The sequence below is a fragment of the Desulfovibrio sp. TomC genome (assembly GCF_000801335.2).
Taxonomy (GTDB): domain Bacteria; phylum Desulfobacterota; class Desulfovibrionia; order Desulfovibrionales; family Desulfovibrionaceae; genus Solidesulfovibrio.
In genome coordinates this window covers 1-25,991 of sequence record NZ_JSEH01000018.1, presented here as the reverse complement: position 1 = coordinate 25,991, position 25,991 = coordinate 1, and the positions used below count along the sequence as shown (strand labels likewise).

25 protein-coding genes and 1 tRNA gene are annotated in these 25,991 nt (G+C 63.3%); 20 read left to right on the top strand and 6 right to left on the bottom strand.

All coding sequences use genetic code 11. The features are described 5' to 3' along the window. Window positions 1–49 precede the first annotated feature (49 nt). The 17 genes from gspD (at window position 50) to gspM (ending at window position 18,747) form a co-directional block, all read left to right on the top strand. Window positions 50–2,086 carry a type II secretion system secretin GspD gene (gspD, locus tag NY78_RS16170; RefSeq protein WP_231584021.1) on the top strand — a complete coding sequence of 679 codons (2,037 nt, stop codon included), beginning with the start codon at window positions 50–52 and terminating at the stop codon, window positions 2,084–2,086. Between the two features lie 4 nt (window positions 2,087–2,090). Beyond that, the gene (gene gspE / locus NY78_RS16165) at window positions 2,091–3,908 is read left to right on the top strand and encodes a type II secretion system ATPase GspE (protein WP_231584020.1); all 1,818 of its coding nucleotides are present in this window, start codon (window positions 2,091–2,093) and stop codon (window positions 3,906–3,908) included. 100 nt (window positions 3,909–4,008) lie between these two features. Beyond that, the gene (locus NY78_RS16160; RefSeq protein ID WP_043638103.1) at window positions 4,009–4,602 is read left to right on the top strand and encodes a TetR/AcrR family transcriptional regulator; all 594 of its coding nucleotides are present in this window, start codon (window positions 4,009–4,011) and stop codon (window positions 4,600–4,602) included. 25 nt (window positions 4,603–4,627) lie between these two features. Then, on the top strand, window positions 4,628–5,596 hold the full coding sequence (locus NY78_RS16155; RefSeq protein ID WP_231584019.1) for a sialate O-acetylesterase: 969 nt from the start codon (window positions 4,628–4,630) through the stop codon (window positions 5,594–5,596). Between the two features lie 68 nt (window positions 5,597–5,664). Next, the gene (locus NY78_RS16150; RefSeq protein ID WP_043638099.1) at window positions 5,665–6,930 is read left to right on the top strand and encodes an efflux RND transporter periplasmic adaptor subunit; all 1,266 of its coding nucleotides are present in this window, start codon (window positions 5,665–5,667) and stop codon (window positions 6,928–6,930) included. Continuing rightward, the gene (locus tag NY78_RS16145) at window positions 6,927–10,076 is read left to right on the top strand and encodes an efflux RND transporter permease subunit (protein ID WP_043638096.1); all 3,150 of its coding nucleotides are present in this window, start codon (window positions 6,927–6,929) and stop codon (window positions 10,074–10,076) included. The genes NY78_RS16150 and NY78_RS16145 overlap by 4 nt, the downstream gene beginning before the upstream one ends. 69 nt (window positions 10,077–10,145) lie before the next feature. After that, window positions 10,146–10,595, top strand: a complete 450-nt coding sequence (locus tag NY78_RS16140) for a MarR family winged helix-turn-helix transcriptional regulator (protein ID WP_043638094.1) — start codon at window positions 10,146–10,148, stop codon at window positions 10,593–10,595. Window positions 10,596–10,781: 186 nt separating this feature from the next. Then, window positions 10,782–11,711 (top strand): tetratricopeptide repeat protein, encoded by a 930-nt coding sequence (locus NY78_RS16135; RefSeq protein WP_231584018.1) that lies wholly within the window; start codon window positions 10,782–10,784, stop codon window positions 11,709–11,711. Window positions 11,712–11,736: 25 nt separating this feature from the next. Then, window positions 11,737–12,210 (top strand): type II secretion system protein N, encoded by a 474-nt coding sequence (locus NY78_RS16130; protein ID WP_043638092.1) that lies wholly within the window; start codon window positions 11,737–11,739, stop codon window positions 12,208–12,210. 6 nt (window positions 12,211–12,216) lie between these two features. Continuing rightward, window positions 12,217–13,446, top strand: a complete 1,230-nt coding sequence (locus NY78_RS16125; protein ID WP_043638090.1) for a type II secretion system F family protein — start codon at window positions 12,217–12,219, stop codon at window positions 13,444–13,446. A 20-nt stretch (window positions 13,447–13,466) separates the two neighbouring features. Beyond that, entirely contained in the window at window positions 13,467–13,952 is a 486-nt protein-coding gene (gene gspG / locus NY78_RS16120) for a type II secretion system major pseudopilin GspG (RefSeq protein ID WP_043638088.1), read from the top strand. A gap of 14 nt (window positions 13,953–13,966) precedes the next feature. Next, on the top strand, window positions 13,967–14,650 hold the full coding sequence (locus NY78_RS16115; protein ID WP_043638087.1) for a pilus assembly FimT family protein: 684 nt from the start codon (window positions 13,967–13,969) through the stop codon (window positions 14,648–14,650). Between the two features lie 3 nt (window positions 14,651–14,653). Then, window positions 14,654–15,025, top strand: coding sequence for a type IV pilus modification PilV family protein (locus NY78_RS16110; protein ID WP_043638085.1), 372 nt, complete (start codon window positions 14,654–14,656; stop codon window positions 15,023–15,025). Beyond that, entirely contained in the window at window positions 15,022–15,747 is a 726-nt protein-coding gene (locus tag NY78_RS16105; protein WP_043638082.1) for a PulJ/GspJ family protein, read from the top strand. Before NY78_RS16110 ends, NY78_RS16105 begins: the two co-directional genes overlap by 4 nt. Continuing rightward, the gene (gene gspK, locus NY78_RS16100) at window positions 15,744–16,751 is read left to right on the top strand and encodes a type II secretion system minor pseudopilin GspK (protein ID WP_043638080.1); all 1,008 of its coding nucleotides are present in this window, start codon (window positions 15,744–15,746) and stop codon (window positions 16,749–16,751) included. Before NY78_RS16105 ends, gspK begins: the two co-directional genes overlap by 4 nt. Window positions 16,752–16,777: 26 nt before the next feature. After that, window positions 16,778–18,241: a hypothetical protein gene (locus NY78_RS16095; RefSeq protein WP_043638078.1), complete on the top strand. Its 1,464-nt coding sequence runs from the start codon at window positions 16,778–16,780 to the stop codon at window positions 18,239–18,241. Beyond that, the gene (gene gspM, locus NY78_RS16090; protein ID WP_043638077.1) at window positions 18,238–18,747 is read left to right on the top strand and encodes a type II secretion system protein GspM; all 510 of its coding nucleotides are present in this window, start codon (window positions 18,238–18,240) and stop codon (window positions 18,745–18,747) included. Before NY78_RS16095 ends, gspM begins: the two co-directional genes overlap by 4 nt. Before the next feature lie 5 nt (window positions 18,748–18,752). Here gspM and NY78_RS16085 read toward each other — a convergent pair whose 3' ends face one another. The 5 genes from NY78_RS16085 to NY78_RS16065 form a co-directional block, all read right to left on the bottom strand. Next, window positions 18,753–20,210 carry a tetratricopeptide repeat protein gene (locus NY78_RS16085; protein ID WP_231584017.1) on the bottom strand — a complete coding sequence of 486 codons (1,458 nt, stop codon included), beginning with the start codon at window positions 20,208–20,210 and terminating at the stop codon, window positions 18,753–18,755. A 78-nt stretch (window positions 20,211–20,288) separates the two neighbouring features. Further along, window positions 20,289–21,383 (bottom strand): metabolite traffic protein EboE, encoded by a 1,095-nt coding sequence (gene eboE / locus NY78_RS16080; protein ID WP_043638076.1) that lies wholly within the window; start codon window positions 21,381–21,383, stop codon window positions 20,289–20,291. Between the two features lie 33 nt (window positions 21,384–21,416). Continuing rightward, window positions 21,417–22,565, bottom strand: a complete 1,149-nt coding sequence (locus NY78_RS16075) for a 3-dehydroquinate synthase (RefSeq protein WP_043638075.1) — start codon at window positions 22,563–22,565, stop codon at window positions 21,417–21,419. A gap of 60 nt (window positions 22,566–22,625) precedes the next feature. Beyond that, the gene (locus NY78_RS16070; protein ID WP_047960235.1) at window positions 22,626–23,132 is read right to left on the bottom strand and encodes a tRNA (cytidine(34)-2'-O)-methyltransferase; all 507 of its coding nucleotides are present in this window, start codon (window positions 23,130–23,132) and stop codon (window positions 22,626–22,628) included. Then, complete coding sequence (locus NY78_RS16065; RefSeq protein WP_043638072.1) at window positions 23,129–23,533, bottom strand: PaaI family thioesterase; 405 nt, start codon at window positions 23,531–23,533, stop codon at window positions 23,129–23,131. Before NY78_RS16065 ends, NY78_RS16070 begins: the two co-directional genes overlap by 4 nt. Window positions 23,534–23,655: 122 nt before the next feature. On the opposite strand from NY78_RS16065, the gene NY78_RS16060 reads away from it, so the two are divergent. Further along, on the top strand, window positions 23,656–24,000 hold the full coding sequence (locus tag NY78_RS16060; protein ID WP_043638069.1) for a hypothetical protein: 345 nt from the start codon (window positions 23,656–23,658) through the stop codon (window positions 23,998–24,000). Between the two features lie 62 nt (window positions 24,001–24,062). Here NY78_RS16060 and NY78_RS16055 read toward each other — a convergent pair. Beyond that, a tRNA-Val gene (locus tag NY78_RS16055) sits at window positions 24,063–24,138 on the bottom strand. 122 nt (window positions 24,139–24,260) lie between these two features. On the opposite strand from NY78_RS16055, the gene rfbB reads away from it, so the two are divergent. Both rfbB and rfbD read left to right on the top strand, forming a co-directional pair. Continuing rightward, window positions 24,261–25,283 (top strand): dTDP-glucose 4,6-dehydratase, encoded by a 1,023-nt coding sequence (rfbB, locus tag NY78_RS16050; protein WP_043638067.1) that lies wholly within the window; start codon window positions 24,261–24,263, stop codon window positions 25,281–25,283. Beyond that, window positions 25,280–25,991 (top strand): dTDP-4-dehydrorhamnose reductase (rfbD, locus tag NY78_RS16045; RefSeq protein ID WP_043638065.1); only part of this gene is annotated, 712 nt, incomplete at its 3' end. The genes rfbB and rfbD, both read left to right, overlap by 4 nt.

The window sequence follows — 25,991 nt, the reverse complement described above, 5'->3', positions numbered from 1 at the left end:
GGCCCCGCAAAGCTTGTCCATTAATACTTGCCATTTTCAAGGTGCCGCCATGATGCGTCCCCGTTGTTTCCGGTTCCCGGCATCTGCCGGATGTACACTGTCCCTGCTTCTGGCCGGTTGTTTCGTCTGGCTTGGCCTCCTGGGACAGGCTCTGCCGGCGTCAGCCCAGTCTCCGGCCCCGGAAACGCCTGCAACAGCCCAGGAAGACACTTCGGCCAAGACCATCAGCATTAATTTCGACGGCGTGGATCTCCGCGCCTTTATCAAATACATAAGCCAGGTCACCGGCAAGAATTTCGTCATCGACGACGCGGTCAAAGGCAATATTACAGTCATTTCCCCCAAGCCCTTGTCCGTACCCGAGGTCTACAAAGTTTTCGAGTCGGTGCTTGAGGTCAACGGGTACACGGCGCTTCCCACCGAAAACTTTGTCAAAATCGTGCCGGCCAAGACCAGTCGCGCGCGCAGTATGCCCCTTATCGAGGGCCGTGAAACCGTGGCCTCGCCCAACGACAGCATGGTGACGCAGATCGTGCCGCTCAAAAATATCCGTTCCCCGGAGCTGCGCAAAGTCCTTGCCCCGCTGGTCTCCCCGGATGGCATGTTGGCCGATTTTGCCGACACCAATGCCCTGATCATCACCGATTACCGTCCCAACATTCAGCGTATCATCGGCATTGTGGACCAGCTCGACTTGGCTTCGGCCAAGTCCTCGCTCTATCTCTTTCCCCTCAAGCACGCCTCGGCAGCCAAGCTGTCCCAAAAGATCGAAAAGCTGATGACCCAGGCCGCCTCCAAGGAAGCTGCCGGCACCAAGATCAGCGTGGTCCCCGAAGAACGCACCAACGCCATCATCGTCCTGGCCGAGCCGCAGTACGTGACCCAGATCAAATCCCTCCTGGCCCGCCTGGACGTGGTCAATCCCATCGAACAGGGCAATCTGCACGTCTACAAGCTCCAGCACGCCGACGCCGAAAACCTGAGCAAGGTCTTAAACGAGCTTTTTACCAAGGGCAGTTCCACCTCGGGCGACGCCACCAAAGGGCAGGCTCCCGCCATCTCCGGCGGGTTTAATTTCGTGGCCGACAAGTCCACCAACAGCCTCCTCGTGACCGCTGCCCCGGAAGATTTCGCCTTCGTCGATCAGGTGGTCAAAAAGCTCGACGCCCCACGCAAGCAGGTCTATGTCGAAGCGCTGATCATGGAAGTCTCCACCGACAAGTCCGTGTCGTTTGGCGTCAACCTCAATGTGGCCAACAAACAGTCCGGTCTTGGCGACAGCAAGTACGGCGGCCTCATTTACGGTTCCTCCAATCCGGCCGGCTATGAATCCCTGTATAATTCCTCCGGGGCCTTTGTCCCTCCGGCGGGCGGATCGCTTGGGGCGCTGGCCTTCCCGGTCAAGATCGGCGAGGTCGTCTATTCCAATCTTCAGGCCATGGTGAGCGCCTCCAAATCCGACAACAGCTTCAACATCATCGCCACCCCCCAGCTTATGACCCTCGACAACGAGGAAGCCACCATCACCGTGGCTGAAAACCGCCCCTATCTGACCAGCCAGGACGTGGGCCAATCCACCACCGACCGTCCTTACCAGCGTTTCGACTACAAGGATGTCGGCACGACGCTCAAGGTCACGCCGCAAATCAACGAAGGGGACTCCATCAAGCTTAAAATCAAGCAGGAGACCAGCCGCATCGACGAAACCGTGACCCAGCAGACGGGGACCCTGCAGCCCACCACCCGCAAGCGCGTCACCGAAACGACCGTGATGTGCAAAAACGCCGAGACCATTGTGCTCTCGGGTCTGATCGGTAAGAGCCGGAGTGAAGGCAACAGCAAGGTCCCAGGCCTGGGCGACGTCCCGGTGCTGGGATGGCTTTTTAAAAACAAGACCGTCAAGGACGATCGGACCAATCTCTATGTCTTCATCACCCCGCGCATCACCACGCCGGGCGTTGAGAGCGACCAGCTCCTGCACACCAAAAAAATGGAGCTGGAACGGCAAATCGAATTCAACGAGGAAGAGCTGTCCAAACCGATCCGTAAGGCCCCGGTCTTTTTCGCCGCCGGAGCCGGCAGCTAGCTCCGTGGCCCTGCCCCTGCCCGAAGGCCTTGTCCCCAAAACCATAGGGGACCGTTTGGCCTCCCTGTGCCGTCTGCCTGTCCGACCCGGCCGTGACCGCAACCCAGGCGTCGACCCTGCCTCCTCTCTGCCGCGTCCGGCCCTTCTTGAACCCGTGGCCGAGACTCTGGGCCTGACAGTTGCCGCCCTGGAAGACGTCTTTGCCGAAGCGGCCCGCAGCGGGCACAATCCCTTTCGTCGGCTGGCCGAAGTCCACAAGGCCGACCCGGCCATGGCCGCCTCCGCCCTGGCCAAGGTCCTGGGCCTGCCCTATCTCGAAACCATTCCCGCCACCGACGCCGATGCCGAGCGGATGCGCGCCCTGCCCTTTGCCTACCTCAAGCGCAATCTGGCCGTGCCGTTTACGGACAACGGCCGGTTGGTCCTGGCCCTGGCCGATCCCTTTTCCCCGGAATTGGCCGACGATGTGCGCCGGATGCTGGGCGTGTCCGACCTCGAACCGGCCCTGGCCCTGCCGGAGACCATCCTGGCCGCCATTAACCATGCCTTCGGCCAGGCCGAGGCCGACGGGGAAACGCGCCTGGGCGATGTCAGCCTGGATGATTTCATGGGGCCGCCGCCGGAAAACATGTCCACCGAGGATCTCCTGGACGAGACCTCAAACGCCCCGGTCATCCGGCTCGTCAACCAGCTCCTTACCCAGGCCGTGCGCGATCTGTGCAGCGACATCCATATCGAACCGTACCAGAATTCCCTCAAAATCCGCTTCCGCCTCGACGGCGTGCTTTACGACATCAAGACCCTGGACAAACGCTGGCATCCGCCAGTGGTTTCCCATGTGAAAATCCGCGCCAAACTCGACATCGCCGAACGTCGCCTGCCCCAGGACGGCAGCTTCGACATTCGGCTCGGCAACCGCAACGTGGATATCCGCGTCTCGGTCTTTCCCACCAAGTTCGGCGAACGGCTCGTGCTGCGCCTGCTTGAAAAAAACAGCCGGATCCTGAGCCTTGAGGAACTCGGCTTGTCGCCACCCCACTTTACGCGCCTCAAAACCCTGGTCACCCTGCCCCACGGCATCATCCTGGTGACCGGCCCGACCGGCTCGGGCAAATCCACCACCCTCTATGGCATCATCAACCATATCAATTCATCCGACAAAAACATCCTCACCATCGAAGACCCGGTGGAATACCAGATCGAAGGCGTGGGGCAGATGCAGGTCAACGCCAAGATCGACCTGACCTTTGCCAGCGGGTTGCGCTCGATTCTGCGCCAGGACCCGGACGTCATCCTGGTCGGCGAAATCCGCGACGCCGAAACCGCCCAGATCGCCTGCCAAGCCGCCCTCACCGGCCACCTCGTCTTTTCCACCCTGCACACCAATGACGCGGCCTCGGCCGTCACCCGCATGGTCGATATGGGCATCGAACCCTATATGGTCTGCTCGGTGGTCCGGGCGCTTATTGCCCAGCGTTTAGTGCGGGTCCTGTGCACCCGGTGCCGGGAGGCCTTTGTGCCCAGCGAAGAAGACCTGCTCCCCTTCGGCCCCGCGGCCGTCAGACTGGCCGGTTGCACCATCTGGCGGGCCAAAGGCTGCCCCCAGTGCATGCACACCGGCTTTCGCGGTCGGACCTCCATCCACGAATTGCTGGTCATCGACGAATCCATGGCCGATCTTATTCTGCACAGTTCCGAAGCCGGCCGCATCCGGGCCAAGGCCATCGCGTCCGGCATGACCACCCTGCGCGAGGATGGACTGGAAAAAATTCTCAGCGGAATCACGACGATCGAAGAAGTTATTCGGGCCACAGTGGTCTGACGACTGGGCCTCTTGACAGTCTGGGCCAGCCGTTTTATTTCCGGCCGCCAGCCAGGGCATCCTTCTTGACAGTTTGTAAACCGGTGTTAACTTCCTCCCCATGACTGAACGCCTTGATTCCCCCCTGCGTCGCGAACAAATCGCTGAAGCCGCCCTGGACATTGTCGTGAACCAGGGGATCGGCGCCGTCACGGTGCGCCGGGTGGCCGATGCCGTTGGCATCTCGGCCGCCGCCCTGTACCGGCACTATAAAAATAAAGCCGAGATCCTCAAGGCCATCATGGAAGAACATCAGGAGTTCTTCATGGCCAATGTCCGTAAGGCCAAGGCTGACGCTATAAGTCCGTTAGATGCCATACGGCGTCTGTATTTTTCATCGATGGGCATGGTCAATCGATATTGTGCCCTACCAGTCGTCTTTTTGTCCGATGTCCTCTGGTTCGAAGAAACGCAGCTTCGCGAGCTAAAATTGAAGCACCATAAGCTTCTACGTGAACTCATTATCGAACTGATTGGTGCAGCCCAGCAAAATGGTGAGATTCGCCTCGACATACGCCCTGAAGAGATCTTTGTGAACTTCATCGGCCTTATTGCCATGCCGGCACTGATCCAGGCCAGAACGCCGGAAGATTTGGATATGCCCCGCCAGACCGCCGCCAATTGGGAGTTGTTTGCCCATGCCGTTGCCGCATAATTTTCTTGGCCCTACAAGTGAACAAGTGTTAACACTGTACGCCCATCGGGGTTCTCGTCTGACACTGGGTGTTGCCGGTCTGGCTGCCCTGGCGCTGCTGCTGCTGCAGCCGTCTGCACCAGGAGTCGCCGCCTCGCAAGTCCTTTCGCCCGACGCCATCCAGGCCCGCTATGCCGGGCGCGCACCGGTGTTGCCCGAAACCGGCGAATTGGCCGTATTTCCCGGCCCGGCCGGGGAGCCGGCCGGGGACTGCGCCGCGTTGGCCGGCGGACGGACCATGGTGGCCTTGGTCTTTGGCCAGTCCAACGCCTCCAACACCGTGGACCCGGGCTATGATTCCAGACAGCCGGTCTATGCCTTTTTCGGCGGGTCCTGTCAGAAGGCCCACGACGCCCTGCCCGGCGCGACCGGCGCCAAGGGCAGTTCCTGGCCGCGCCTGGGCGACCGGGTGGTTAGCAGCGGTCTCTATGACACCGTCATTTTTGCCGACATCGCCCGGGGCGGCTCTTCCATTCTCAACTGGGGACCGGGCGGAACGCTCAATCCCCTGCTCCTAAACACCCTGGACGACCTTATCGCCCAGGGTCTGCCTCCGACCCACATTTTGTTCCACCAAGGCGAGGCCGACTGCGCCCTGGGCCTTGACGCGCCCGACTATCGCGCCATGCTTGAGGCCGTGGTCAGCCAGATACGCCAGCGTGTCGGCGAAGAGAACGACATCATCGTCGCCAGGGCATCGCTCTATCTCGATCCAGTCTGTTCCGAACACAGTGACCCGGCCTGCTATCGGTCCTGCCCGACCCTGACGGCGGCCCAGACCGAGGTCGCCAACCCGGCCCGAAGAATTTTCTCCGGCCCCAACACCGACCTGCTCGTCCCCTGGTTCGACCGCAATGACGGCTATCATTTCACTGCCAAGGCCGCCGACCGCTTCGCCGCCGCCTGGATGCCGCTTCTGGCCCGAGGCGACAGCCCCGTTTCGGCGGCGCAATGAACACGCGCCGCGACACCGCCGTATTCCCGCTTCGCCAGACGAAGCGGCCACCTGTTTTGGAGGTTGCCATGTCCGTATCCGTTTTCGCTCAAGCTCTTCGCCGCTCTGCGGCCCTCTGCCTCCCCTTTTGCCTGCTCGCCGCCCTTTCCGGCTGCGCTACGGACAGTTCCGGCCAGGAAGCCGGGGCCGCTGCGCCGCCGCCGCCCGAAATCGTGGCCCACACCGTGACCCGGACCGATATCCCCCTGGAGATGGCCTACATGGGCCAGACCGCCGGTTCGCGCGAGGTCGAGGTGCGCGCCCGGGTTGGCGGCATTCTGCTCCATCGCAACTATGAAGAAGGTTCCCGGGTACGCCAAGGCGATCTCATGTTCGAGATCGACCCCGCGCCCTATCAGGCCGCCCTGGAGCAGGCCAAGGGCGCCCTTGGTCAGGCCGAGGCCACACTGTCCCAGGCCAAGCGCGACGCCGAGCGGATGCAGACCCTGTACAAGGGCGACGTGGTGGCCAAAAAGGACTTTGACGACGCCAAAACCACCCTGGAATCCACGACTGCCGCCGTGGAAACGGCCCGGGGCAAGGTCCGGGAAGCGTCGCTTAACCTCGAATGGACCAAGGTTACGGCCCCCATCTCCGGCATGACCAGCAAGGAAACCCGTTCCGAGGGCAGCCTTGTCACCACCAACACCGACGCCAGCCTTTTAACCACCATTTCCCGGGTCGATCCGATCTACGTCAACTTCTCCATGTCCGGTCCGGAGATGATGAAGATCCGCAAGCTTCGGGCCGAGGGCAAGGTGGTCATCACCGGCGGCAAAGACTTTGGCGTGCGTCTGACCATGCCTGACGGCGTGGATTATCCGGATACCGGCCGCATCAACTTCACCGACACCCAGGTGGATTCCACCACGGGCGTGGTCAAGGTGCGGGCCGAGTTCACCAACCCTGACAGTCTGGTGCTGCCCGGGCAGTTCGTACGGGTGCGCCTGGAAGGGGCGCGTTACAAGGACGTGCTGTCCATTCCCCAGGGGGCGGTCCTCAACACCCAGCAGGGCGCCATGGTCTGGACCGTGGACGACAAGAACCAGATTGCCCCGCGTCCGGTGGTCCTCGGCGAAACGGTCGGCAATACCTATCTCGTGGAGAAGGGTCTGGAGCCGGGCGAGCGCATCGTGGCCGAAGGGGTCATCAAGGTCCGTCCCGGCATGACCGTCACCGTTCGCGCCGACGCCCCGGCCCCGGCCGCCATGGCCGAGCCGGCCGCCGGCGCTTCCGACGCCGCAACCAAGACCGGCGAGGCGGCCAAGGTCGAGGGCAAGGAGGCCCGTTCATGATTTCACGCTTCTTCCTGGGCCGCCCGGTTTTCTCCATCGTCATCTCGCTGGTCATCGTACTGGCGGGTCTGGCGGCGATCAGAAGCCTGCCCATTGCCCAATTTCCCGACATCATTCCGCCGGAAGTCAACGTCACGGCCGTCTACCCCGGGGCCAGCCCCGAGGTCATCGCCGAAACCGTGGCCGCGCCGCTTGAGCAGCAGATAAACGGCGTCGACAACATGCTCTACATGCGCTCGACGAGTTCCGGCGACGGCTCGTTGTCGATTACCGTCACCTTTGCCGTGGGCACCAACCCCGACCAGAACACGATCAACGTCAACAACCGCGTCCAGGCCGCCCAGACCACCCTGCCAACCGAGGTCCGCCGCCAGGGCGTGACCGTTACCAAGAAATCGTCCAACATCCTGCAGATCATCGGTTTCGATTCGCCCACCGGGCGCTACGATTCGGTGTTTATCAGCAACTATGTCCTGGTCAACGTCTTAGACGAGCTCAAACGCCTGCCCGGCGTCGGCGACGCCTCCATCTTCGGGGCCAAGGACTATTCCATGCGCGTCTGGCTGCGCCCGGACAAACTGGCCCAGCTCAAGCTCACCCCGGCCGACGTGGCCGCAGCCATCTCAGAACAAAACGCCCAGTTCGCCGCCGGTCGCATCGGGGCCGAGCCGACGAATCCCGAACACCCGGTGGCGCTGAACTACATGGTGACCACCCAGGGCCGGCTCATGACCCCTGAGGAGTTCGGCAACATCATCTTGCGCGCCCTGCCCGACGGGTCGCTTCTGCACTTAAAAGACGTGGCCCGGGTGGAACTTGGGGCCAAAGACTATAACTCGATTTCCAAACGCAACGGCAGCCCCACCGTCAACATTGCCATCTTCCTTGCTCCTGGCGCCAACGCCTTGGACACGGCCGATCTGGTGACGGCCAAGCTGGCCGAACTGTCCAAACGCTTCCCCGACGGCGTCACCTATTCGGTGCCGCTGGACACCACCACCTTCGTGCGCGTCTCCATCAAAGAGGTCATCCATACCCTTGTCGAAGCCATGATCCTGGTCTTTCTGGTGGTCTTTCTCTTCCTGCAAAACTTCCGGGCCACGCTTATCCCCTGCCTGGCCGTGCCGGTGTCGATCATCGGCACCTTTGCCGGCATGCAGGCGCTCGGCTTTACCATCAACACCCTGACCCTGTTCGGCATGGTCCTGGCCATCGGCATCGTCGTGGACGACGCCATCGTGGTGCTCGAAAACGTCGAGCGCATCATGACCAGCCAGAAGCTGCCGCCCAAGGAAGCCACGGCCAAGGCCATGGAGGAAGTGACCGGACCGGTGGTGGCCATCGTGCTGGTCCTTTGCGCCGTGTTCGTCCCTGTCGCTTTCCTGGGGGGACTGACCGGCCAGATGTACAAGCAGTTCGCCATCACCATCGCGGTTTCCGTGGTTATCTCGGGCCTCGTGGCCCTGACCCTGACGCCGGCCTTGTGCGCGAGCCTGCTCAAAGCCGGCCACCAGGAGCCCAACCGCCTGTTTCGGGCCTTTAACCGGGCCTTTGACGGCCTGACCCGGCTCTACGGCGCGGGCGTGGCCTTTTTGCTGCGCCGAAGCTTCGTTGCCATCCTGCTCTTCGCCGGGCTGTGCCTGGCCACGGGCTGGCTGTTCAAGCAGGTTCCGGGCGGACTCGTTCCGGACGAGGACCAGGGCTACGTCATTGCCGTCAACATCCTGCCCGACGGCACGTCCCTTCGCGCCACCGAGGCCATTGACGACGCCATGGACGCGATGAACATGAAGGATCCTTCGAGCAAGGACGTCATTGCCATCACCGGTCTTGACCTCTTGAGCTTCACCTACCGCTCCAACTACGGCACGGTCTTCATGCCGCTTAAACCCTGGGGCGAACGCCAAGCCCCGGGGCTGTCCTCCTTTGACGTGGTCAAACGCATCTTCGGCCGGGGTATGGCCCTGCCCAAGAGCCTGACCCTGGCCTTTAATCCGCCGGCCATCTCCGGCATGTCCAACACCGGCGGCTTTGACGCCTACCTGCAAAGCCGCGGGGAAGCCGACGTCAAGGCCCTGGCTGCCATGACCGACAAGCTGGTGGCCGAGGCCAGCAAGAATCCCGTGCTTGGCCGCGTGGCCACCACCTTCGGGGCCAACGTACCCCAGCTGCGCATCGACCTCGATCGCGCCAAGGCCAAGGCCCTGGGCGTGGCCATAAGCGACGTCTATGACGCCATGCAGGCCACCTTCGGCGCGTACTATGTCAACGACTTCAATAAATTCGGCCGGACCTTCAAGGTCCAGATCCAGTCCGAAGCGGATTACCGCGACCGCCCCGAGGACCTGCGCGATGTGTACGTGCGCTCCAGCAAAGGCGAGATGATTCCGCTGACGGCCCTGGCCACCATCGAGAAATCCACCGGTCCCGAGGTCATGGAGCGCTTTAACGTGTTCCCAGCCGCCAAAATCATGGGCCAGCCCGCCCCGGGGCATACCTCGGGCGAAGCCCTGATCGCCATGGAACAGGCCGCGGCCAAGGTGCTGCCGCCGGAATACACCCTGGCCTGGACCGGCTCGGCCTACCAGGAAAAGGCGGCCCAAGGCTCCTCGACCCTGGTCTTTGCCATGGGCATCGTCATGGTCATCCTGATCCTGGCTGCCCAGTACGAACGCTGGAGCCTGCCCTTTGCCGTGGTCCTGGCCGTGCCTTTTGCCCTGTTCGGGGCCATTGCCGCCGTCTACGGCCGCGATCTCAGCAACGACATCTATTTCCAGATCGCCCTGGTGACGCTTATCGGTCTGGCCGCCAAAAACGCCATTCTGATCGTGGAATTCGCCGTGCTTGAGGTCAAGGCCGGCAAATCCCTGGCCGAGGCAGCCCTGTCGGCGGCAACACTGCGCTTTCGCCCCATCATCATGACCTCCCTGGCCTTTATCCTCGGCTGTCTGCCGCTGGCCATCTCCACCGGCGCCGGCGCCAACAGCCGCCACGCCATCGGTACCGGCGTCATCGGCGGTATGCTCGGGGCCACCATCATCGCACCCTTTTTCATCCCGGTCTTTTTCAAGCTTATTATGGGCGCGGGCCAAGGGTTGGGGCGTATTATGGGAAAACGTGTTGCCAAGGAGACAAAAGCGGGCTAATCATTGCATATCTGATAAAAGCCAAGCGCGCGGTATGTCGCGACGCGCGTCGCGCAAGGAGTATCCGTCATGGCACATTCTCCTTCAGTCGCCGCTGCCGACAGCACTCCGGAATCAATTCCCCTGGCCCTCAACGATGTGGCCAGGGCTTGGCGCGCACGCCTGGATGAACGCCTGCGCCCCTTGGGTCTCTCCTGCGCCATGTGGGCCGTCATCCGTCGTCTGGACGCGGGCCCGGCGGCTCTGACCCAGCGCGAACTGGCCGAAGCCGTCGGCATTGAGGGACCAACCCTGGTCCGTCTGCTTGATCGACTGGAACAATGCGGCATCGCCCGGCGGGTTTCCGATCCGGGCGATCGCCGCATCAAACGGGTGGAGCTGACCGAAGCGGCCCGGCCGAACTGGAATGCTTCCCTGCGGGCCGGCCTTGAACTCAGCAGCGAACTGACTCGGGGCATTTCCCCCCGGGACCTGGAAACAACCCGGCAGGTCCTGCAAACCATGCTGGAACGGCTGTAGCCGGGCGCCAAAAAAATCTGCCTTGTCCATCTCCGGGCATTGGGGCATACTGGCACTGTTTTGTTATCGGTGCATCCGTTGACCCAAACCCATTACGATACCGGACGCGGTCCTTTCTCCCGCCGGCACGCTTCTACTATGTCCAATCGCTTTTTGCCGTTTTTTCAGAGTCGCCCGAGGCAACCCGTGCTGGGCCGAGCGCTTGCCGGCTGGGTCACCGTTGCCTTGCTGGCAGCCGTCCTGACCGGGTGCGCCAGCAAACCGCCGGTTACTCCCGTCCGGTTGGCCCCGGAATCTGCCGGCGAAAACCCGGCAGACGTTATCCATAAGACCTCCCCAACCATCGCGGCCGGCAATGCTGCGCCCACCGCCTATCAGGAACGCGGCGAGGCATACTACCGCATGGGTCAATACGAACTGGCCCAGAAGGATTTCGAGCACGCCCGTTCCGGCAACGGCAACGCGCAAACGGCCTACGATCTCGGCGCCGCCGCCTATATGCGCCAGGACTATGACAAGGCCGTGGTTCTTTTCACCGAAGCCCTGACCATCGACGCCGGCATGGCCCAAGCCTACAACAACCGGGGCGTGGCCTCCTATGCCCTGGGCCAGTATGACAAGGCCGGCGCGGATTTTTCCGCTGCCGCCAAACTGGCCGGCCCCAATGGGGCCGCGTCGCTTTTTAACCGCGCCCTGGCCTATCAGGCCCAAAACGAATTTGACCGGGCCATGGCCGATTATGACAAGGTCGTGGCCATGGACCCGACGAACGCGGCGGCGCTCAATAACAAGGCCGACATCCTTATCACGCTGCGCCGTTACGACGAAGCAGCCATGGTGCTTGATACGGCGGTGCGTCTGTCCCCCAATGACGCCGATCTCTACTACAACCGGGCGCTTGCCCGGGAAAAACTCGGGCACTATCCCCAGGCCATGGAAGACTATGACAGGGCGGCCAGACTGCGGTCCAACTTTGCCCAGACCTACCGCAACCGGGGCGTACTGCGGCTTCGCCTGCAGATGACCCGCGACGGGTGCGGCGATCTGGCTCTGGCCTGTCAGCTCGGCCTGTGCGGCCACCTGGAAAAAGCCCGCAATTTCGGCCTGTGCCAGTAACCCTGAGAGGCCGTCCCCGGACGCTATGACCGAATCCGGACTCAAACGCCTCGTAGCGCTGACAAGTGCTGCCGCCCTGGCCGGAGCCCTGTGGATAGTGGCCCGCACCTTTCTCTTTCCGACAGCGCCCGCCCGCCCGCCATCTTCGCCTGTTGCGGTCAAACAGGAAGCGCCCCTGCCGACCAAGTCGACCACGCCAACGGAACTGACCCGCACCATTCTCGCCAACGACATCTTTGGCTTAAAACCCTTGCCCGGCAGCCAGGAGAAATCCAAGGAACCGCCGAAACCGGCCGAAATCGACATGGAACTGGCCGGCACCATAGTATCCACCGACGGTCGGCACAGCTCGGCATTTTTGCGCGACAAGTCCACCAAGATCCAAAAGTCCTATGCTGTCGGGGCCACGGTCAAAGACGCCCGTATCCAACAGATCGGCAAAAATTTCGTCATCCTCGAACGGCAGGGCCGCGAGGAAATCCTGTCCATGAAACCCTAGGCCGCCATGCCCGTCTACGAATACACCGCCGTCGACGCCAAGGGGCGCAACAAACAGGGCATCATCTCTGCCGAAAGCACCCAGGCGGCCAGACAGCTCCTGCGGGCCAAGCGCCTGTTTGTCAGCACCCTGGCCGAGGCGGCCGGGGCCGGAGCCTCGGCCCAAACGGCCTCCGCTTCCTCCATGCCGGTCTTTTCCCGCCGGGTGGGCCGGGCAGAGCTGTTGACCGCCACCCAAGTGCTGGCCACCCTTCTTGAAGCCGGCCTGCCCCTGGACAAGGCGCTGGGGTCGCTTATTGAACAAATGCGCTCGGGCCGGGCCAAATGGGTCTTTTCCCATATCCTGGAGCGCATCCGCGAGGGCCAGGACTTCTCCACCGCCCTGGCCGCCTATCCGGCCGTGTTCCCGCCCACCTATATCAGCATGGTGCGCTCGGCCGAGGCAACCGGCATGTTGCCCATCGTTCTGGCCAATCTGGCCGAATACCTCGACCGCCAGATGGCGCTGACCCGCACCTTGCAGGCCGCTTTGGCCTATCCGGCCTTCATGTTCCTGTTTGGCATCGTGGTCATGGGGCTACTGCTGGTCTACGTCATCCCCGAAGTAACCCGTATCTTCGTGGACCTGCACCGCGCCTTGCCGCTGCCGACGGTCATACTCATTGCGGTCAGCAACTTTTTCCGAGCTTGGTGGCCAGCCATTTTCGGCGGGTTGGCCGGCGTGATCTTTGGCCTCAGCCGCCTGCTGCGCACCCGCCGGGGCCGCATCCTGAAAGACCGGCTCACCCTGATTCTGCCCGTGGTCGGCGCCATCGCCCAAAACGCCGCCACCGCCCGCATGGCCCGCACGCTCGGCACCTGCCTCAACCAGGGCGTGACCATGCTGGCTGCCCTTCGTATCGCGGGTTCCGTGTCAGGCAACGTGGTCTTCGAGCAAGCCATGGAACGAATCCGCGACGAAGCCAGCCAGGGCGGCGGCCTGACCGATCCCATGCGCGAGGCCGACATCTTTCCGCCCATCACCATTCAGCTCGTCTCAGCCGGGGAGCAGAGCGGCCGGCTTGGGGAGCTGCTCATCGGCTTGGCCCGAATGCTCGAAAACGACGTCAGCACCCGCATCAAAAGCGCCAGTTCGCTGTTTGAGCCCATCATGATCCTGTTGCTTGGCGGCATGGTGGGTCTTATGGTCTTGGCCGTACTCCTGCCCATCTTTGAAATGAGCAGCCTGATAGGCTAAATCCCCCCCAAGGAGGCCCCATGTACGCACCCGCCCTTCCCGCTTCCAACCACGCCGCCGTCCGAGCCCGGCGCCGGAGTTCTGCCGCCGCCGGTTTTACCCTGATCGAACTGATGGTGGTCATCGTCATATTAGGCGTCTTGGCCGGCCTTGTCCTGCCGCGCATCGTGGACCAGCCGGACAAGGCCCGGGTCGTCAAGGCCAAAATGCAGATCGAAAGCCTGTCCATGGCCCTTAAACAGTACAAGCTCGACAACGGCGTCTACCCGACCACCGAGCAGGGCCTGCGCGCCTTGCGGGAAAAGCCCAGCATCGGCCGCGTGCCGCAGAACTATCCGCCCAAGGGTTACCTCGACAACCTGCCCAAGGACCCCTGGGGCAAGGATTATGTCTACATCTGTCCGGGCGAACACGGCGATTTTGATCTCATTTCACTTGGGTCCGACAGCCAGGAAGGCGGCGAAGGCGTCAATGCCGACGTAAAAAGCTGGGACCTTGGCGGGTAAAAGGACTCGCTCCGTTGTACGCCCGTCATCAAGCCGGATTCACCTTGGTGGAACTGACCATCGTCCTGGTGGTGCTGGGCCTATCGGCCGGTCTGGTCCTCCCGGCCCTGTCCGGGTTGCTGGCCCGGGAGGGGGAGAAATCCACCGCCCGCATCCTGACAGGGGTGCTGCGCCGGGCCAGGAGCGAGGCCATCCTGACCGGAGAGCCCTGGCGGGTGGACATCGACTGGGACAAAGGGGAATGCCGTCTGGGACCCAATACTCCAAAGGACTCCCCGGATCGGGCGACCTCTCCCAGGGAAAGGGCCGCAGCAAACAACCGCAAGAAAACAGCATCAACCGCCACGCCATCTGCCGCCGCAGGCATTGACGCCGCCATGACGCCCAAAAAAACGGCAACACTACCTGCCGTGAAATTGCAGGAACAACTCCGCCCACGACTGGCTATGATCAGCGGCAAAACCGTTGACCAGCCGGCCGTCGTCTCCATCGTAGTGCGCCCCGAAGGTCTGTGCCAGCCAGCCTTTCTCCGCCTGCCGGGGTCTGGCGGCACAGACGCAGCCGTGACCATCTCCGCTGTCGGCTGCCGGGTGGAGATGATTACGGCCGGACTGGATACGGCCCAGATGCGTTTTCAAAAGGCCCAGGGACTGGCCGATCCGCCCTGGGCCTATGATGCCGCCAAGACAGGACGCTGATCCATGTCCCGTCCATCCTCTGCCGCAAGCGGCCAGGCCCTGCTCGAAACCCTGGTGGCCGTGGCCATCCTGGCCATCGCCCTGGTCTCGATTCTGGCCGGGCTCGTGCGCCTGCAGGACCAGCGCTTGGAGGCGGCCCGGGCCAGACACGCCGCCTGGCTGGCCGAGGCCAAGATGGCCGATCTGCTCCTGGCCGGCGAAGGCAGCCTCAATAATGCTAGCGGCAATTTCCCCGCCCCGGACGAAAACTTCGCCTTTGCCGTGGAAGTGACCAGTCCGACGGATGATGTGTTGCGCGAGGTGTCGGTGACCGTGCGCTCGGCCGGATCCGAACGCGTGAGCGTTCGCCTGTCGCGTCTGGAGGCCAAGCCGTGACGGCCCGATCCGGTCGGCAAGCCGGGTTTACCCTGGTCGAGGTGCTCCTGGCCTTGCTTATTGCCGCCATGGTTATGGTCGGGTCTTATTCCGTCACCACCCAGGTCATGGGTCTGGCTGAAGATGTCCAGTCCGGTCTGGCCGCAGAAGACTCCCTGGAGATCGTGCGCCTGACCCTCGGAAACGACCTGGGATCGACCATCTGGACCGATGTCCAGAAAAAGGATGTGGCCGAAACCATGCTTTTCTACGGCGGCCAGGACTCCACCTCGCTGTCCTCGCAATCCGACCGTCTCCTGCTTTCCCTGGCCACGGCCGCCACCCTGGACCCGGGCGCGTCTTTTCCCTCCTATGCTTTCAACCGGGTGGAGTACGTGCTGCGCCTCCCGCCGGACACCGATCAATCCAGCAAGGCCATCCGTCAGCTCGTACGCCGGGAAATCCCCATGGGGACGCTCACCTGGCGCGATCAGAATCGTATGCCCGTTTCCGAAACCATCCTGATCGAAGCTCTCGAGCAGTGCGATATCCGTTTTTTCGGCAATGCCTCCACAGACTCGCAAACGACCTGGAACAGCCGTACCCGGCAATCCGCCCACCTCTCCCCACTGCCGGCCCAGGTGCGTCTCACCGGAACGGCGGCCTTTTCCGGCAAACGCCGGGCCTTGGACCTGCGCATCCCGCTGCCCCCGCAAACGCTCACTCCCGGAGTGGGGCCATGAAGACGTCCGAGACCGGGGGGGCGGTCCTCCTTTTTGTACTGGCCCTGGTGGCTCTCCTGGCCTCGTTGGCGGTTTCAACCACACGTACGGCCCAGATCGAGGTCTTTAGCGCCTACGGCGGCATCTACTCCAGACAAGCCCAGGCCATCGCCGAATCCGGACTGCTGGCTGCGGCCGCCATGCTCATCAAGGATGGCCAGAAACGAGATACCGACAATCTGGCCGAAGACTGGGCCGCATTCCCCGATCTGGCCACGTACCCGGGCGTTTGGTTCCTGGACGGCCACCTCGACGGCCATATCGATGATGAGACCGGCAAATTTCCCGTTAACTCCCTCCACCCCGGCCTGTCGGGCCATGCCATCTACGAGGGGATCTTCCTGCGCCTGCTGACTGGCCCGACATTTTCCCTGCCAAACAGCAAGGCCAAAGCCCTGCTCGCCGCCCTCATCGATTGGCTCGATCCTGACGACAATCCCGGCGAGGGCGGCGGTGAGGACGCTTTCTATGCCGCAGCACTCCTGCCGTACCGCGTGCGCAACAACTCTCTGGACACCCTGGCCGAACTGCTGCTCATCCGGGGTTTTTCCCGCGATCTGCTGAGCGGCCAGGGCACTCGGCCCGGCCTGCTTTCCATGCTCACCGTGTGGGGCAGCGGACTCATCAACGTCAACACTGCCCCCCTGCCCGTTCTGGCCGCCCTTCCCGCCAATCTCGACTCAGCCCGGGCCGCCTCCCTGGCCCTGTCTGTCGACGCCTACCGCCGCGATCCGGTGCGGCACGATGAACTGGTCAGCCTGGACTGGCTCAGGAAAGCTGGCGGGGGTCAGAATGCCGAGTGGCCCCAGGGTGTCCTGAGCACGCGCAGCCTGTATTTTTCCGTGTTGCTCATCGGCCGTTCCGGCTCGGCCCAAAGACGCCTGTACGCCGTCCTCAAGCGTGAACAGGGCAAACAGTCGAACCAAATACCCAATTGCAAGGTCCTGTACCGGGAGTTGCGTTAAGGCCTCTGGCGTGCCACAAGGACTGTATGCGAGAATCCATCCTGGCTGTCTGTGAACGGCCGGAATCACTCAAAGTTTTGCACCTGGAGCACAGCCGGGGGCGGTTTGTCGTCACGCTGGCGGCAAGTGTCGCCCTCCTGCCTGGCGCATTGCCCGAGGCCATGGCAGCCCAGGCTGCCGCCCTCATCCCGGAGGGGATGCAGCCCGCCGACCAGATTATCCTGGGCCTCGACGGCGCTGCCGCCGTCCTTCGCCGCCTGCCCTTTCCCTTCACTGCGTCCAGCAAGATTGATCTTGTCCTTGGGCCGGAATTCGAACCGTACTTGGTCACGCCCCTGACGGATGTCGCCCTGAGCTGGACGCCCACGGCCCTGGCCACGCCCCCGGCCGCCATGACCCTGGCCGCCGCTGTGCCCCTGGACGCCCTGATTGGCCAAACAGCCGCCCTGACGGCCCAGGGATTGCCGCCAAGCGCTGCCTGCCTTGATCTGGCCGGTCTGGACACGCTGCTTGCCACCCTGTTCCCCGCAGACGGCGCCGCCTTGTGCGTGTGTTTGCTTGATGGCCGGGCTGATTTCGTCTGCCGCCTGCACGGCGCCGCCCTGACCTGGCGCAGTCTGCCCGCCCCCACCGGCAGCGCCGACGACGACACACCCGACATCAGCGCCTTTCTGGTTCGGGAAGCGGTTCTGACCCTCTCGGCCATGGCCTCGCAGGCCCCGGCCGGACTGTCCCTGGCGGTTGTCGGCGACGCCTGCGCTGCGGCCCACGCCAATGCCCTGGAAAAGGCCCTGGCCGTGCCGTCCTCCTGCCTGGCCGAGCGTGCGGGCTGGCCGCTCCTGCCCGGAGGCGAACCCTTGCCCGATGCCTATGCCGCAGCCTACGGGTTGGCCTTGCTCGCTGCCAAGGGTCCGGGAACGGCCAACTTTTTGCGCGGCACTCTCACCCCGGCGCTGTCGCGCGCCTCGCTCCGTCGGGCCTTCGTCATGGCCGGCGGGTCTCTGGCGCTGCTGGTCCTTTGCGCTGTGCTGGCCCTGGTTGCCGCCTACTGGCGACTCGACGATGCCCTGACAAAAATCCAGAACGAAACCAGCGCCATTGTGGCCGCGGCTGCGCCAGAGTTGGCTCCCGGGCTCACGCTCTCGCAGAAAGTCTCCGTTGTGCGCGGCCGACTGGCCGAAATGACCGCTGGTCGGGACCGCAGCGGAGCCGGGACAGGCACCATCCTCGAAGTATTGGCCGCCATCCACAAGGAACTCGGGGCCAGCGGCAAGGTTCAGGCCCGGCGCATTGCTGCTGACGATGCGCGGGTGACGATCGACGCCGTGGCCGACGACTACACCACCGTTGACGCCGTCAAACGGCGTCTGTCGGCCATACCTGTATTTGCCTCCGTGGAGATCAAGGGAGCCAAAAACATGCCGGATAAAAAGCAGGTGGAATTCCAGCTCGATCTGCGGTTGGCCGGTGGGCGGGAGCAGGCCCCATGAAACGCCCGCTGCCGCATCCCCTGCTGCTGGCCGGTGGTGGGACAGCCTTGGTTCTGGGGCTGTATCTGTGGGTGGCCCTGCCCCTGGCCGACGGGCTGGCCGTGCGGGAAAAACGGCTGGGCGAAGCCATGCGCGCTCTGGACGAAGCCAGACAGTTGGCCGGACAACTGTCAACCGTCGGGCAGTCTCCGACCGGAGAGACGCTGCCGGAAGGGTTTTCGCTGTTTTCCCTGGTTGAAAGCGTGGCCACCAAGGAAAAGGTCAAAGACAATGTGGAGTTCATGCGCCCGGCCAATCGCGAACTTGGCGGCGGACGTCGCGAGATGGCCGTCGATCTGCGCCTGACCGGCCTTGGCATGAACCAGCTTTTGGCCTTTGTGCAGCAGGTGGAGTCGCCCAAACGCGGCATCCGCATCCGCCAGTTCATATTGCAACCGTCCCCTAAAGGCGGCGTTGACGCCGATCTGTCCGTGGCCGTGTCTGTTTCGTCGGACAAGGCCAGATAGCCGGACTAGCGGATACCGGAATCCAGGGACGAAGGCAGCGTGGTGGTCGTGCCCGCCGTCGTTAGGGAGGAAGAGTACAAGGAGCTTGTGCTCGTAGAGGTTGCAGAACTGGACGTTGTCACGAGCTGTTGCAGGGAACTGGCTTTGTCCAAATCGTTCTGGGCGTTCTGGTTGTAGGTGGCGGCCTGGGCCGGATCGGCTGCGGCCAGGGCCTGCCAGGCTTTGGCCCGGTGCTTGAGGGCGGCCACATAAGAGGGCTGGAGAGCCAGAGCCTTGTCATACTCGGTTATGGCCGCCTGATAGCTGCCGGCGTCGTAGCGCAGCCGGCCAATGGCGTCGTAGGCCCGGGCATAGCCGGCATCCAGAGACAACGCGGTGGTGTCGTCTTCCAGGGCGCGGCCGGGATCGCCGATGCTGACCCAGTAGGAGGCCCGGTCCACATAGACATTGGGCAGCGTCGGGTCGTAGGTCACAGCCAGATTGAGCGTCGAAAGCGCGGCCGTGCCGGCCCCCAGGCCGATATAGGTGAGCCCCAGGCCGCCAGTGGCCTTGGCATTGTTCTCATCCAGCTCCAGAGCGGCATTGTAGGCAAGCTGGGCGTTGGAATAGTTCCCCTGAGCCAGATAGGCGTCGCCGAGAAGCGTGTAGCCCAAAACCAGCTTATCCATATTTTTCAAGTAGGTGCCGCCGCAGTAGGCCGAGGCCATGGCCACTTTGGTCATGGTCGTGTTGTACTCGTTCATGGTCTCGTTTTTCTTCTTGTCCTTGTCGGTCAGGTCCTCGGCCACGGGCAAATGCTGGCTGCCTTCTGAAGAGCTAAACTGCGAGCTACTGGCCGTAGTGGACGTGCCGGAGGTCGTCGTGCCCGTTGTGGCGCCCGTAGTTGTCGTGCCCGATGTCGTGCCCGTAGTCGTCGTACCCGTTGTGGAGCCGCTCGTACTGGATGTGGCGCCGGTTCCCGTAGACGTTCCCGTGGTGCTGCCGGTCGTCGTCCCGCTCAAAACGTTGGTGGACGAATACAGCGAAGAGCCGTTTAAGATGCTGCCGGCGCCATACAGGGAAGAGGAATAGGGATAGGAGGAATAAATCGAGGTCCCGGCGACCGCCAGCAACGGACTGTCGGTGGGGAGATACTGGTCGCAGGTATCAGCCGCGCGCAGAAGCGATACCGCCTTGGAAGCATCGGAAACGGCCTGGGAGGGCACGTCAAGAACCAGATCGATCCCGGCCCGGGTCAGATAGGCCTCGCCATTATCGGGATTGGTCGTCAGGGACTGGGTGAGGTAGGCCAGGGCCGTGGGATAGTCGAGTGCATCGCTTGCGGCTACGGCACTTTGGTAGACCGTGTCGTTGGCGGCAGACAGACTCCCCAGGCTGGCCGCCCGTACCGGCCCGGCCCCGATGACGGCAGCAGCCAGAACCACGGCAAGCCCTTTGGCAAAGCGTCCCATGGCGTGGTGCATGTTGTCCTCCCGGCCGGGAGTGGCCTCCCGCGTTTGAAATGTCCTTATCGCTTTAAGTAATGAGGTGCGCGGTCGTCGTCAAGGCCGTCTGGCAGCTTCGACCCATGCGATCTCCCGGATAATTGACTGCGTAAGCCCCTGTGTTTTCAATTCCGCAGGCAGGACACTCCAGGTGTACGTCTCCACTTCCAGGGGAATGGATGGGGCGAAAAGGGGCAGTATCGTACGCAAAAAAGGTTGCGTCGTGGTACATTCCGGTAATTGCGAGACAAAAATCGGCAAATGAAAATGCACCCGCCATGAGGCAACACCGTCAAGACGGGCGGAAATTGCCTGTGGCAGATCGTCAAAACGACACAGCGTTCCGTCATGGAGTCTGGCCACGGCCTGATGCAGATAGACTGGCTCGACAAATCTGGCCAGACGCGACACATCCGCCCCATCGTAATGCAGAGCCGAGGACACCTGAACATGGCCAACCGCAATGGAGTTCTTGGCGAGAAGCGCCAATGAGGCAACTGGGTCTTCGTATTGCAGGGCCTGATGGCAGCAGTCATAGCAGACGCACAGATGGTCCATATGAGCTGGCGGCGCATCCACGGCTGCAAAAAACGCCGCCATTTGGGCGGTGGTTTCAATCAGGCAGCCCGGCTCGGCTTCCACCGCCAGCCGGATGCGCCGCCCGGTCGTCTCATACAGCCCGGCCAGGGCCGCCAGGGTCCGCCGGATGGCGGCATAGGCCGCAGGCAGGGCGGCGTCTGGAAAGCCCTGGCGAAAGCCGATGGGCACGGTGGAGATGGACCCGGATTCGCCCTCGGCCAGCCAGGCGGCCAGCAGCCGGGCCAGACGCAGGGTGTAGGCGGCCCGTTCGGGATCGCGCCAATCCGGCAGGTAGACGCTCTCCTTGACCGGCGTGTGGTGGAACCGGCCGTAGGGGAAGCCGTTTATGGTGCGAAAGGTCAGCCCCAGGGAGGCCGCTTCGTCGGCAAAAGTCCGGGCAGCGGCGTCGTCGATTTCCAGACTGGCCCGGCCTGACAGGCGAAGGCCGACCGGAAAGGGTCGATCGGGGCACACTGCAGCAGCCACGGCTGGGGCATGCCCCAGGACGCCGCTGCGAATTTCCTCCCAGCTCTCGCCAGGATGGATGTTGGTGCAATACGTCGTCGGCTCCATGGTCCCTCCCGGGGCAACAAACCTTCCCCGTCCTTAGACCGGCTGCGCCCGCCGGGCCAGGATGCCGCGCGCCTCGTCCATCCGGACCAGATCGACCTCGTGGACCTCAAGGCGCGCACCGATGCCGGCCAACAGACACAGATGCAGGCGTCCGCCCAGGTGTTCGCGAAAGGCCTCGATGGCCCCGGCCATGTCGAGCCCGGCCAGGGCCGGATGCCACACGGCCAGCCCCAGCCGCTCGAGCAAAGCCAGCGTCATTTCGGCCTCGGCCTCGCCAAGCAAACCCAGACGGCAGGAATACAAGGTATCCAGGGCCACGCCCACGGCTACGGCCTCGCCGTGGCGCAAGGCCCCGGCAGTCGCCTCTTCCAGGGCATGGGCGGCCCAGTGGCCGAAATCAAGCGGTCGGGCCGAGCCCAGCTCAAAGGGGTCCCCGCCGCTGGCGATATGCTGCAAATGGGCCTTGGCGCAGCAGATGTCGGCCTCTTCCAAAGCCTCGTCGTCAAGGACGGCCAGACGCGGGGCCAGTTCCTCCAGCCGATGGAAAAAAGCCGCATCGCGCACCAGCGCCACCTTGACCGCCTCGGCCAACCCGGCCCGGGCCTCGCGCGGCGGCAAGGTGGCCAGCAGGGCATGGTCGTTGACAACGGCAAAGGGCGGAGCAAAGGAACCGAGGTAGTTCTTGCGGCCAAAGAAATTGATGCCGTTTTTCACCCCGACCCCGGCGTCGTTTTGGGCCAACACCGTGGAAGGCATCCGGATCAGGCGCACCCCCCGGTGGGCCGTGGCCGCGCCGAAACCGGCGGCATCCAGCACCGCCCCGCCCCCGATGGCCAACACGAAGGACTGGCGACACAATCTGGCCCGGTGGGTCAGCTCCCACACGGTCTCGACCACGGAAAAATCCGACTTGGCCCGTTCGCCGCCAGCGACCAGCAGCGGCGCTTCCGCCAGGGTCAACCGGTCGGCCCGGGCGGCAGCGTAGGCAGTGATGCGCCCGAGCAGGCCTGGATCGGCTGCAGCCAGACCGTCGTCCACGACCACGCCGACCTTATGCGGTCCATCGCCGGCCCGGGCCAGGACATCGGCCAGGACCGGATTGGCCGCATCAAAGGCCTGGCGGGTAAAAACGACGGGGAAATCATAGGCCAGATCGATATGTTGGGGGATGGCAACGGTCATGGGGCCTCGGTCGGGGTGAGAAGATGGAGACATCTGTCCCTGATACCGGTTTTTTCCGGTTTATTCCAGCTGGTCGGTCCCTGGAGATATGGCCGGCGGCAAGGCGTCCAGGACGCCGGTGCGGCGCAGGGCCTCGTAGAGCACGACCGAGGCGGCATTGGCGATGTTGAGGCTTCGCACCTGGCCCCAGATGGGGATGGTCAGGCGGCAGGCCGCAGCGTCCAGAACCGGCTCGGGCAAGCCGCTGGACTCAGCGCCAAAGACCAGGACATCGCCTGGGGCAAAGGCGAAGCGGTGGCAGGCTGTGGCGGCATGTCCCCGATTGCCGGCCGTGGTCGCCACCAGCCGGCGGCCGGCCCGGGCGGCCCGAAAGGCCTCGAAATCCTCCCAGACCGTCAGGTTGACATGGGGCCAATAGTCCAGCCCGGCCCGTTTGAGATAGCGGTCGGCCAGGGAAAACCCAAGTGGCCGGACGAGATGGAGGGGGGTCTTGGTGGCGGCGCACAGTCGGGCGATGCTGCCGGTATTTTGCGGAATCTCCGGGGCGACGAGGACGATTTCGATCACGCCGTCTCCCGGGTGTAGGGCATGTCCTTGCGGTAGGCCGTGCCCTGGAAACTGGCAATGACGTCGCCGGCGTCATTGGCGATGGTCACGATATAGGTGGCCATTTTGGACCCCAGGGAGATCTCCCGGGCCTCGGCGAAGAGGGTCGAGCCCAGGCCGGCCTTGACGTAGGAGATGGAGGCGGCCACGCCCAGACTGAGCTTGCCATGGCTGTTGGCGGCCACGGCAAAAGCCAGGTCGGCCAGGGTGAAAATCGCTCCGCCGTGGGCGATGCCGGCCCCGTTGCGATGGTTGTCGGTAATGTCCATGGCGGTTTTGGCATAGCCGGGCCGGGCCTCGATCAGGCGGATGCCAAGCGATTTGGCGAAGACGTCGCGGTCGAGAAACCACTGCATATCCATGAGGCGCACTCCTTGGCCGCAGTTTGCGGCAGTCGAAACCCGGGGATGGAACGCCGGGCGGCCGGATTTGTCAAGCCGATCGAATGGAGCTATAGGGGGGCATCCCGACCAGGGGGACTGCCATGTACCGTCTCGCTTTCGCCATGCTGTGGCTCTTGGCCGTTTTGGCCTGCCCGGCAGCGCCGGCCGGCCATGCCGGCTTGGCCTTGGCTGCGCCGCCGGGACCGGCCGACCTGTCACGGTCCATCGAGACGGCCAGGCGCAGCATAGCCGACTATGAAAAGGCCATCCTGGGCTATGACGCGGAAATGCGGGCGACCACGGCCAACGATCCGGCATCGGTCAAACGCCGCGAAGAAATCCGCATTATCAAGCAGCATTATGTCCGGGAAATCGAAATGCTTCGGGCGAAAATCATCGATGACTACAAAAAAATCAAGGAATTTAGGGATCATGGTATTCAATAAGTGGAATATCCGGCCCCAAAAAAAAGACGCCTCGCGTTGCGAGGCGTCTTGGATCGATGCGGTGGTGGGCGATCGGGGATTTGAACCCCGGACTTCCACCGTGTGAAGATGGCACTCTAACCGCTGAGTTAATCGCCCGTCGAAGAAAGTATGCGAACACCCGCCCCCTGGCAAGCATTATTTTGCCGAAGGCCATTAAAAACGAATACTCACTCCGGGCTTTTAAAGCAACACACTAAAATAAAAGGGAAAATCGAAACATGCGATTGCTCGTGACCGGAGGCTGCGGCTTCATCGGCTCCAACTTCATCCGCGACATGCTGGCCCGCCACGACGGGCTGACCATCGTCAACCTCGACCTGCTCACCTATGCCGGCAACCGTCAAAGCCTGGCCGACGTCGAGGCCGCCTACGGCGGCTCCCGCTATTTCTTCGCCCGGGGCGACATCGCCAACGCCGAACTGGTGCTCCACCTCTTTGAGGAACACAAGATCGAAGCAGTCGCCAACTTCGCCGCCGAATCCCACGTGGACCGTTCCATTACCGATGCCTCGCCCTTTGTGCGCACCAATATCGCCGGCACCCAGAGCCTGCTCGACGCCTCCCGGCATTTTGGCGTCAAACGCTTCGTCCACGTCTCCACCGACGAGGTGTACGGCACGCTCGGACCGGACGGCAAATTCACCGAGGACACGCCGCTGGCTCCCAACAGCCCTTATTCCGCCAGCAAGGCCGGGGCCGATATGCTCGTGCGGGCCGCCAACGAGACCTACGGCATGGACACCGTCATCACCCGTTGTTCCAACAACTACGGACCCTACCAGTTCCCGGAAAAACTCATCCCGCTCATGTACTCCCGGGCCATGACCGACGAAGCCTTGCCCGTCTACGGCGACGGCCAAAACGTGCGCGACTGGATCTATGTCATCGACCACTGCCGGGGCGTGGAGCTGGCGCTTTTGAAGGGCAAATCCGGCGAGGTCTACAACTTTGGCGGGGACGCCGAAAAGCCCAATATCGAGGTGGTGCGCACCATCTTACACGCCCTTGGCAAGCCCGAAAGCCTTATCCGCTACGTCACCGACCGGCCCGGGCACGACCGCCGCTACGCCATGGATTTCACCAAGGCGGCCCGGGAACTGGGCTTTGCCCCAGCCTGGGACTTCACCCGGGGCATTGCCGAGACCATGGCCTGGTACCAGCAAAACGGCCCCTGGCTGGAGAGCGTGCAAAGCGGCGCCTATCGCCAGTTCATGGCCGCCTGGTACGGGGACCGGGCATGAGCGGCCAAACGACCGGACGGGCCATCATCCTCGGCGGCCAGACCGGGCTGGTGGGCCGTCCGCTGACCCGGGCCTTGGCCGAGGCCGGATTTGCCACCCTGCCGACCACGCGCACGACGCTGGACCCCTTTGACGCCGAGGCCGTGGCCCGGCAGATCGACGTCTTTGAGGCCACCCACGTCTTTAATACCGTGGCCTACACCGCAGTCGACGCCGCCGAGGGCGACCAGGACGAGGCCTACCGGCTCAACCGCGACCTGCCCGGCCGTCTGGCCCGGGTCTGCCGGGCCGCGCGCGCGACGCTTGTGCATATCAGCACGGACTTCGTCTTCGACGGGAGCAGCCACGAACCGTATCGCGAAGACGACCCGGTCAATCCCCAGTCGGTCTATGGAGCGAGCAAGCTGGCCGGTGAACGGGCCGTGCTGGACGCCGGCCTGTCCGCCTTTCAAATCCTGCGCACGGCCTGGCTTTATGGTCCTGGAAAAAAGAACTTTGTGGCCACCATCCTGGGGCTGGCCAAGGACCGAGAGGAACTCAAGATCGTGGCCGATCAGATCGGCTCACCCACCTACACCGTGGATCTGGCCGGCTGGATGACGGATTTGGCCCGGACCGACGCCTGCGGCATCTTTCATGCCGTGGGTTCGGGACAGGCGAGCTGGTGCGAACTGGCAGCCGAGGCCGTGGCCGCATCGGGCCAGCCCT

Excerpts from the sequence above, each read along its gene's own strand:
- NY78_RS16125 (WP_043638090.1), top strand. The coding sequence starts at position 12,217 with ATGCCCGTCTACGAATACACCGCCGTCGACGCCAAGGGGCGCAACAAA.
- gspD (WP_231584021.1), top strand. The coding sequence starts at position 50 with ATGATGCGTCCCCGTTGTTTCCGGTTCCCGGCATCTGCCGGATGTACA.
- NY78_RS16085 (WP_231584017.1), bottom strand. The coding sequence starts at position 20,210 with ATGCACCACGCCATGGGACGCTTTGCCAAAGGGCTTGCCGTGGTTCTG.
- eboE (WP_043638076.1), bottom strand. The coding sequence starts at position 21,383 with ATGGAGCCGACGACGTATTGCACCAACATCCATCCTGGCGAGAGCTGG.
- NY78_RS16110 (WP_043638085.1), top strand. The coding sequence starts at position 14,654 with ATGTCCCGTCCATCCTCTGCCGCAAGCGGCCAGGCCCTGCTCGAAACC.
- rfbB (WP_043638067.1), top strand. The coding sequence starts at position 24,261 with ATGCGATTGCTCGTGACCGGAGGCTGCGGCTTCATCGGCTCCAACTTC.
- NY78_RS16075 (WP_043638075.1), bottom strand. The coding sequence starts at position 22,565 with ATGACCGTTGCCATCCCCCAACATATCGATCTGGCCTATGATTTCCCC.
- NY78_RS16150 (WP_043638099.1), top strand. The coding sequence starts at position 5,665 with ATGTCCGTATCCGTTTTCGCTCAAGCTCTTCGCCGCTCTGCGGCCCTC.
- NY78_RS16140 (WP_043638094.1), top strand. The coding sequence starts at position 10,146 with ATGGCACATTCTCCTTCAGTCGCCGCTGCCGACAGCACTCCGGAATCA.
- gspG (WP_043638088.1), top strand. The coding sequence starts at position 13,467 with ATGTACGCACCCGCCCTTCCCGCTTCCAACCACGCCGCCGTCCGAGCC.
- NY78_RS16065 (WP_043638072.1), bottom strand. The coding sequence starts at position 23,533 with ATGGATATGCAGTGGTTTCTCGACCGCGACGTCTTCGCCAAATCGCTT.
- gspK (WP_043638080.1), top strand. The coding sequence starts at position 15,744 with ATGAAGACGTCCGAGACCGGGGGGGCGGTCCTCCTTTTTGTACTGGCC.
- NY78_RS16095 (WP_043638078.1), top strand. The coding sequence starts at position 16,778 with ATGCGAGAATCCATCCTGGCTGTCTGTGAACGGCCGGAATCACTCAAA.
- NY78_RS16145 (WP_043638096.1), top strand. The coding sequence starts at position 6,927 with ATGATTTCACGCTTCTTCCTGGGCCGCCCGGTTTTCTCCATCGTCATC.
- NY78_RS16160 (WP_043638103.1), top strand. The coding sequence starts at position 4,009 with ATGACTGAACGCCTTGATTCCCCCCTGCGTCGCGAACAAATCGCTGAA.
- NY78_RS16060 (WP_043638069.1), top strand. The coding sequence starts at position 23,656 with ATGTACCGTCTCGCTTTCGCCATGCTGTGGCTCTTGGCCGTTTTGGCC.
- NY78_RS16130 (WP_043638092.1), top strand. The coding sequence starts at position 11,737 with ATGACCGAATCCGGACTCAAACGCCTCGTAGCGCTGACAAGTGCTGCC.
- gspM (WP_043638077.1), top strand. The coding sequence starts at position 18,238 with ATGAAACGCCCGCTGCCGCATCCCCTGCTGCTGGCCGGTGGTGGGACA.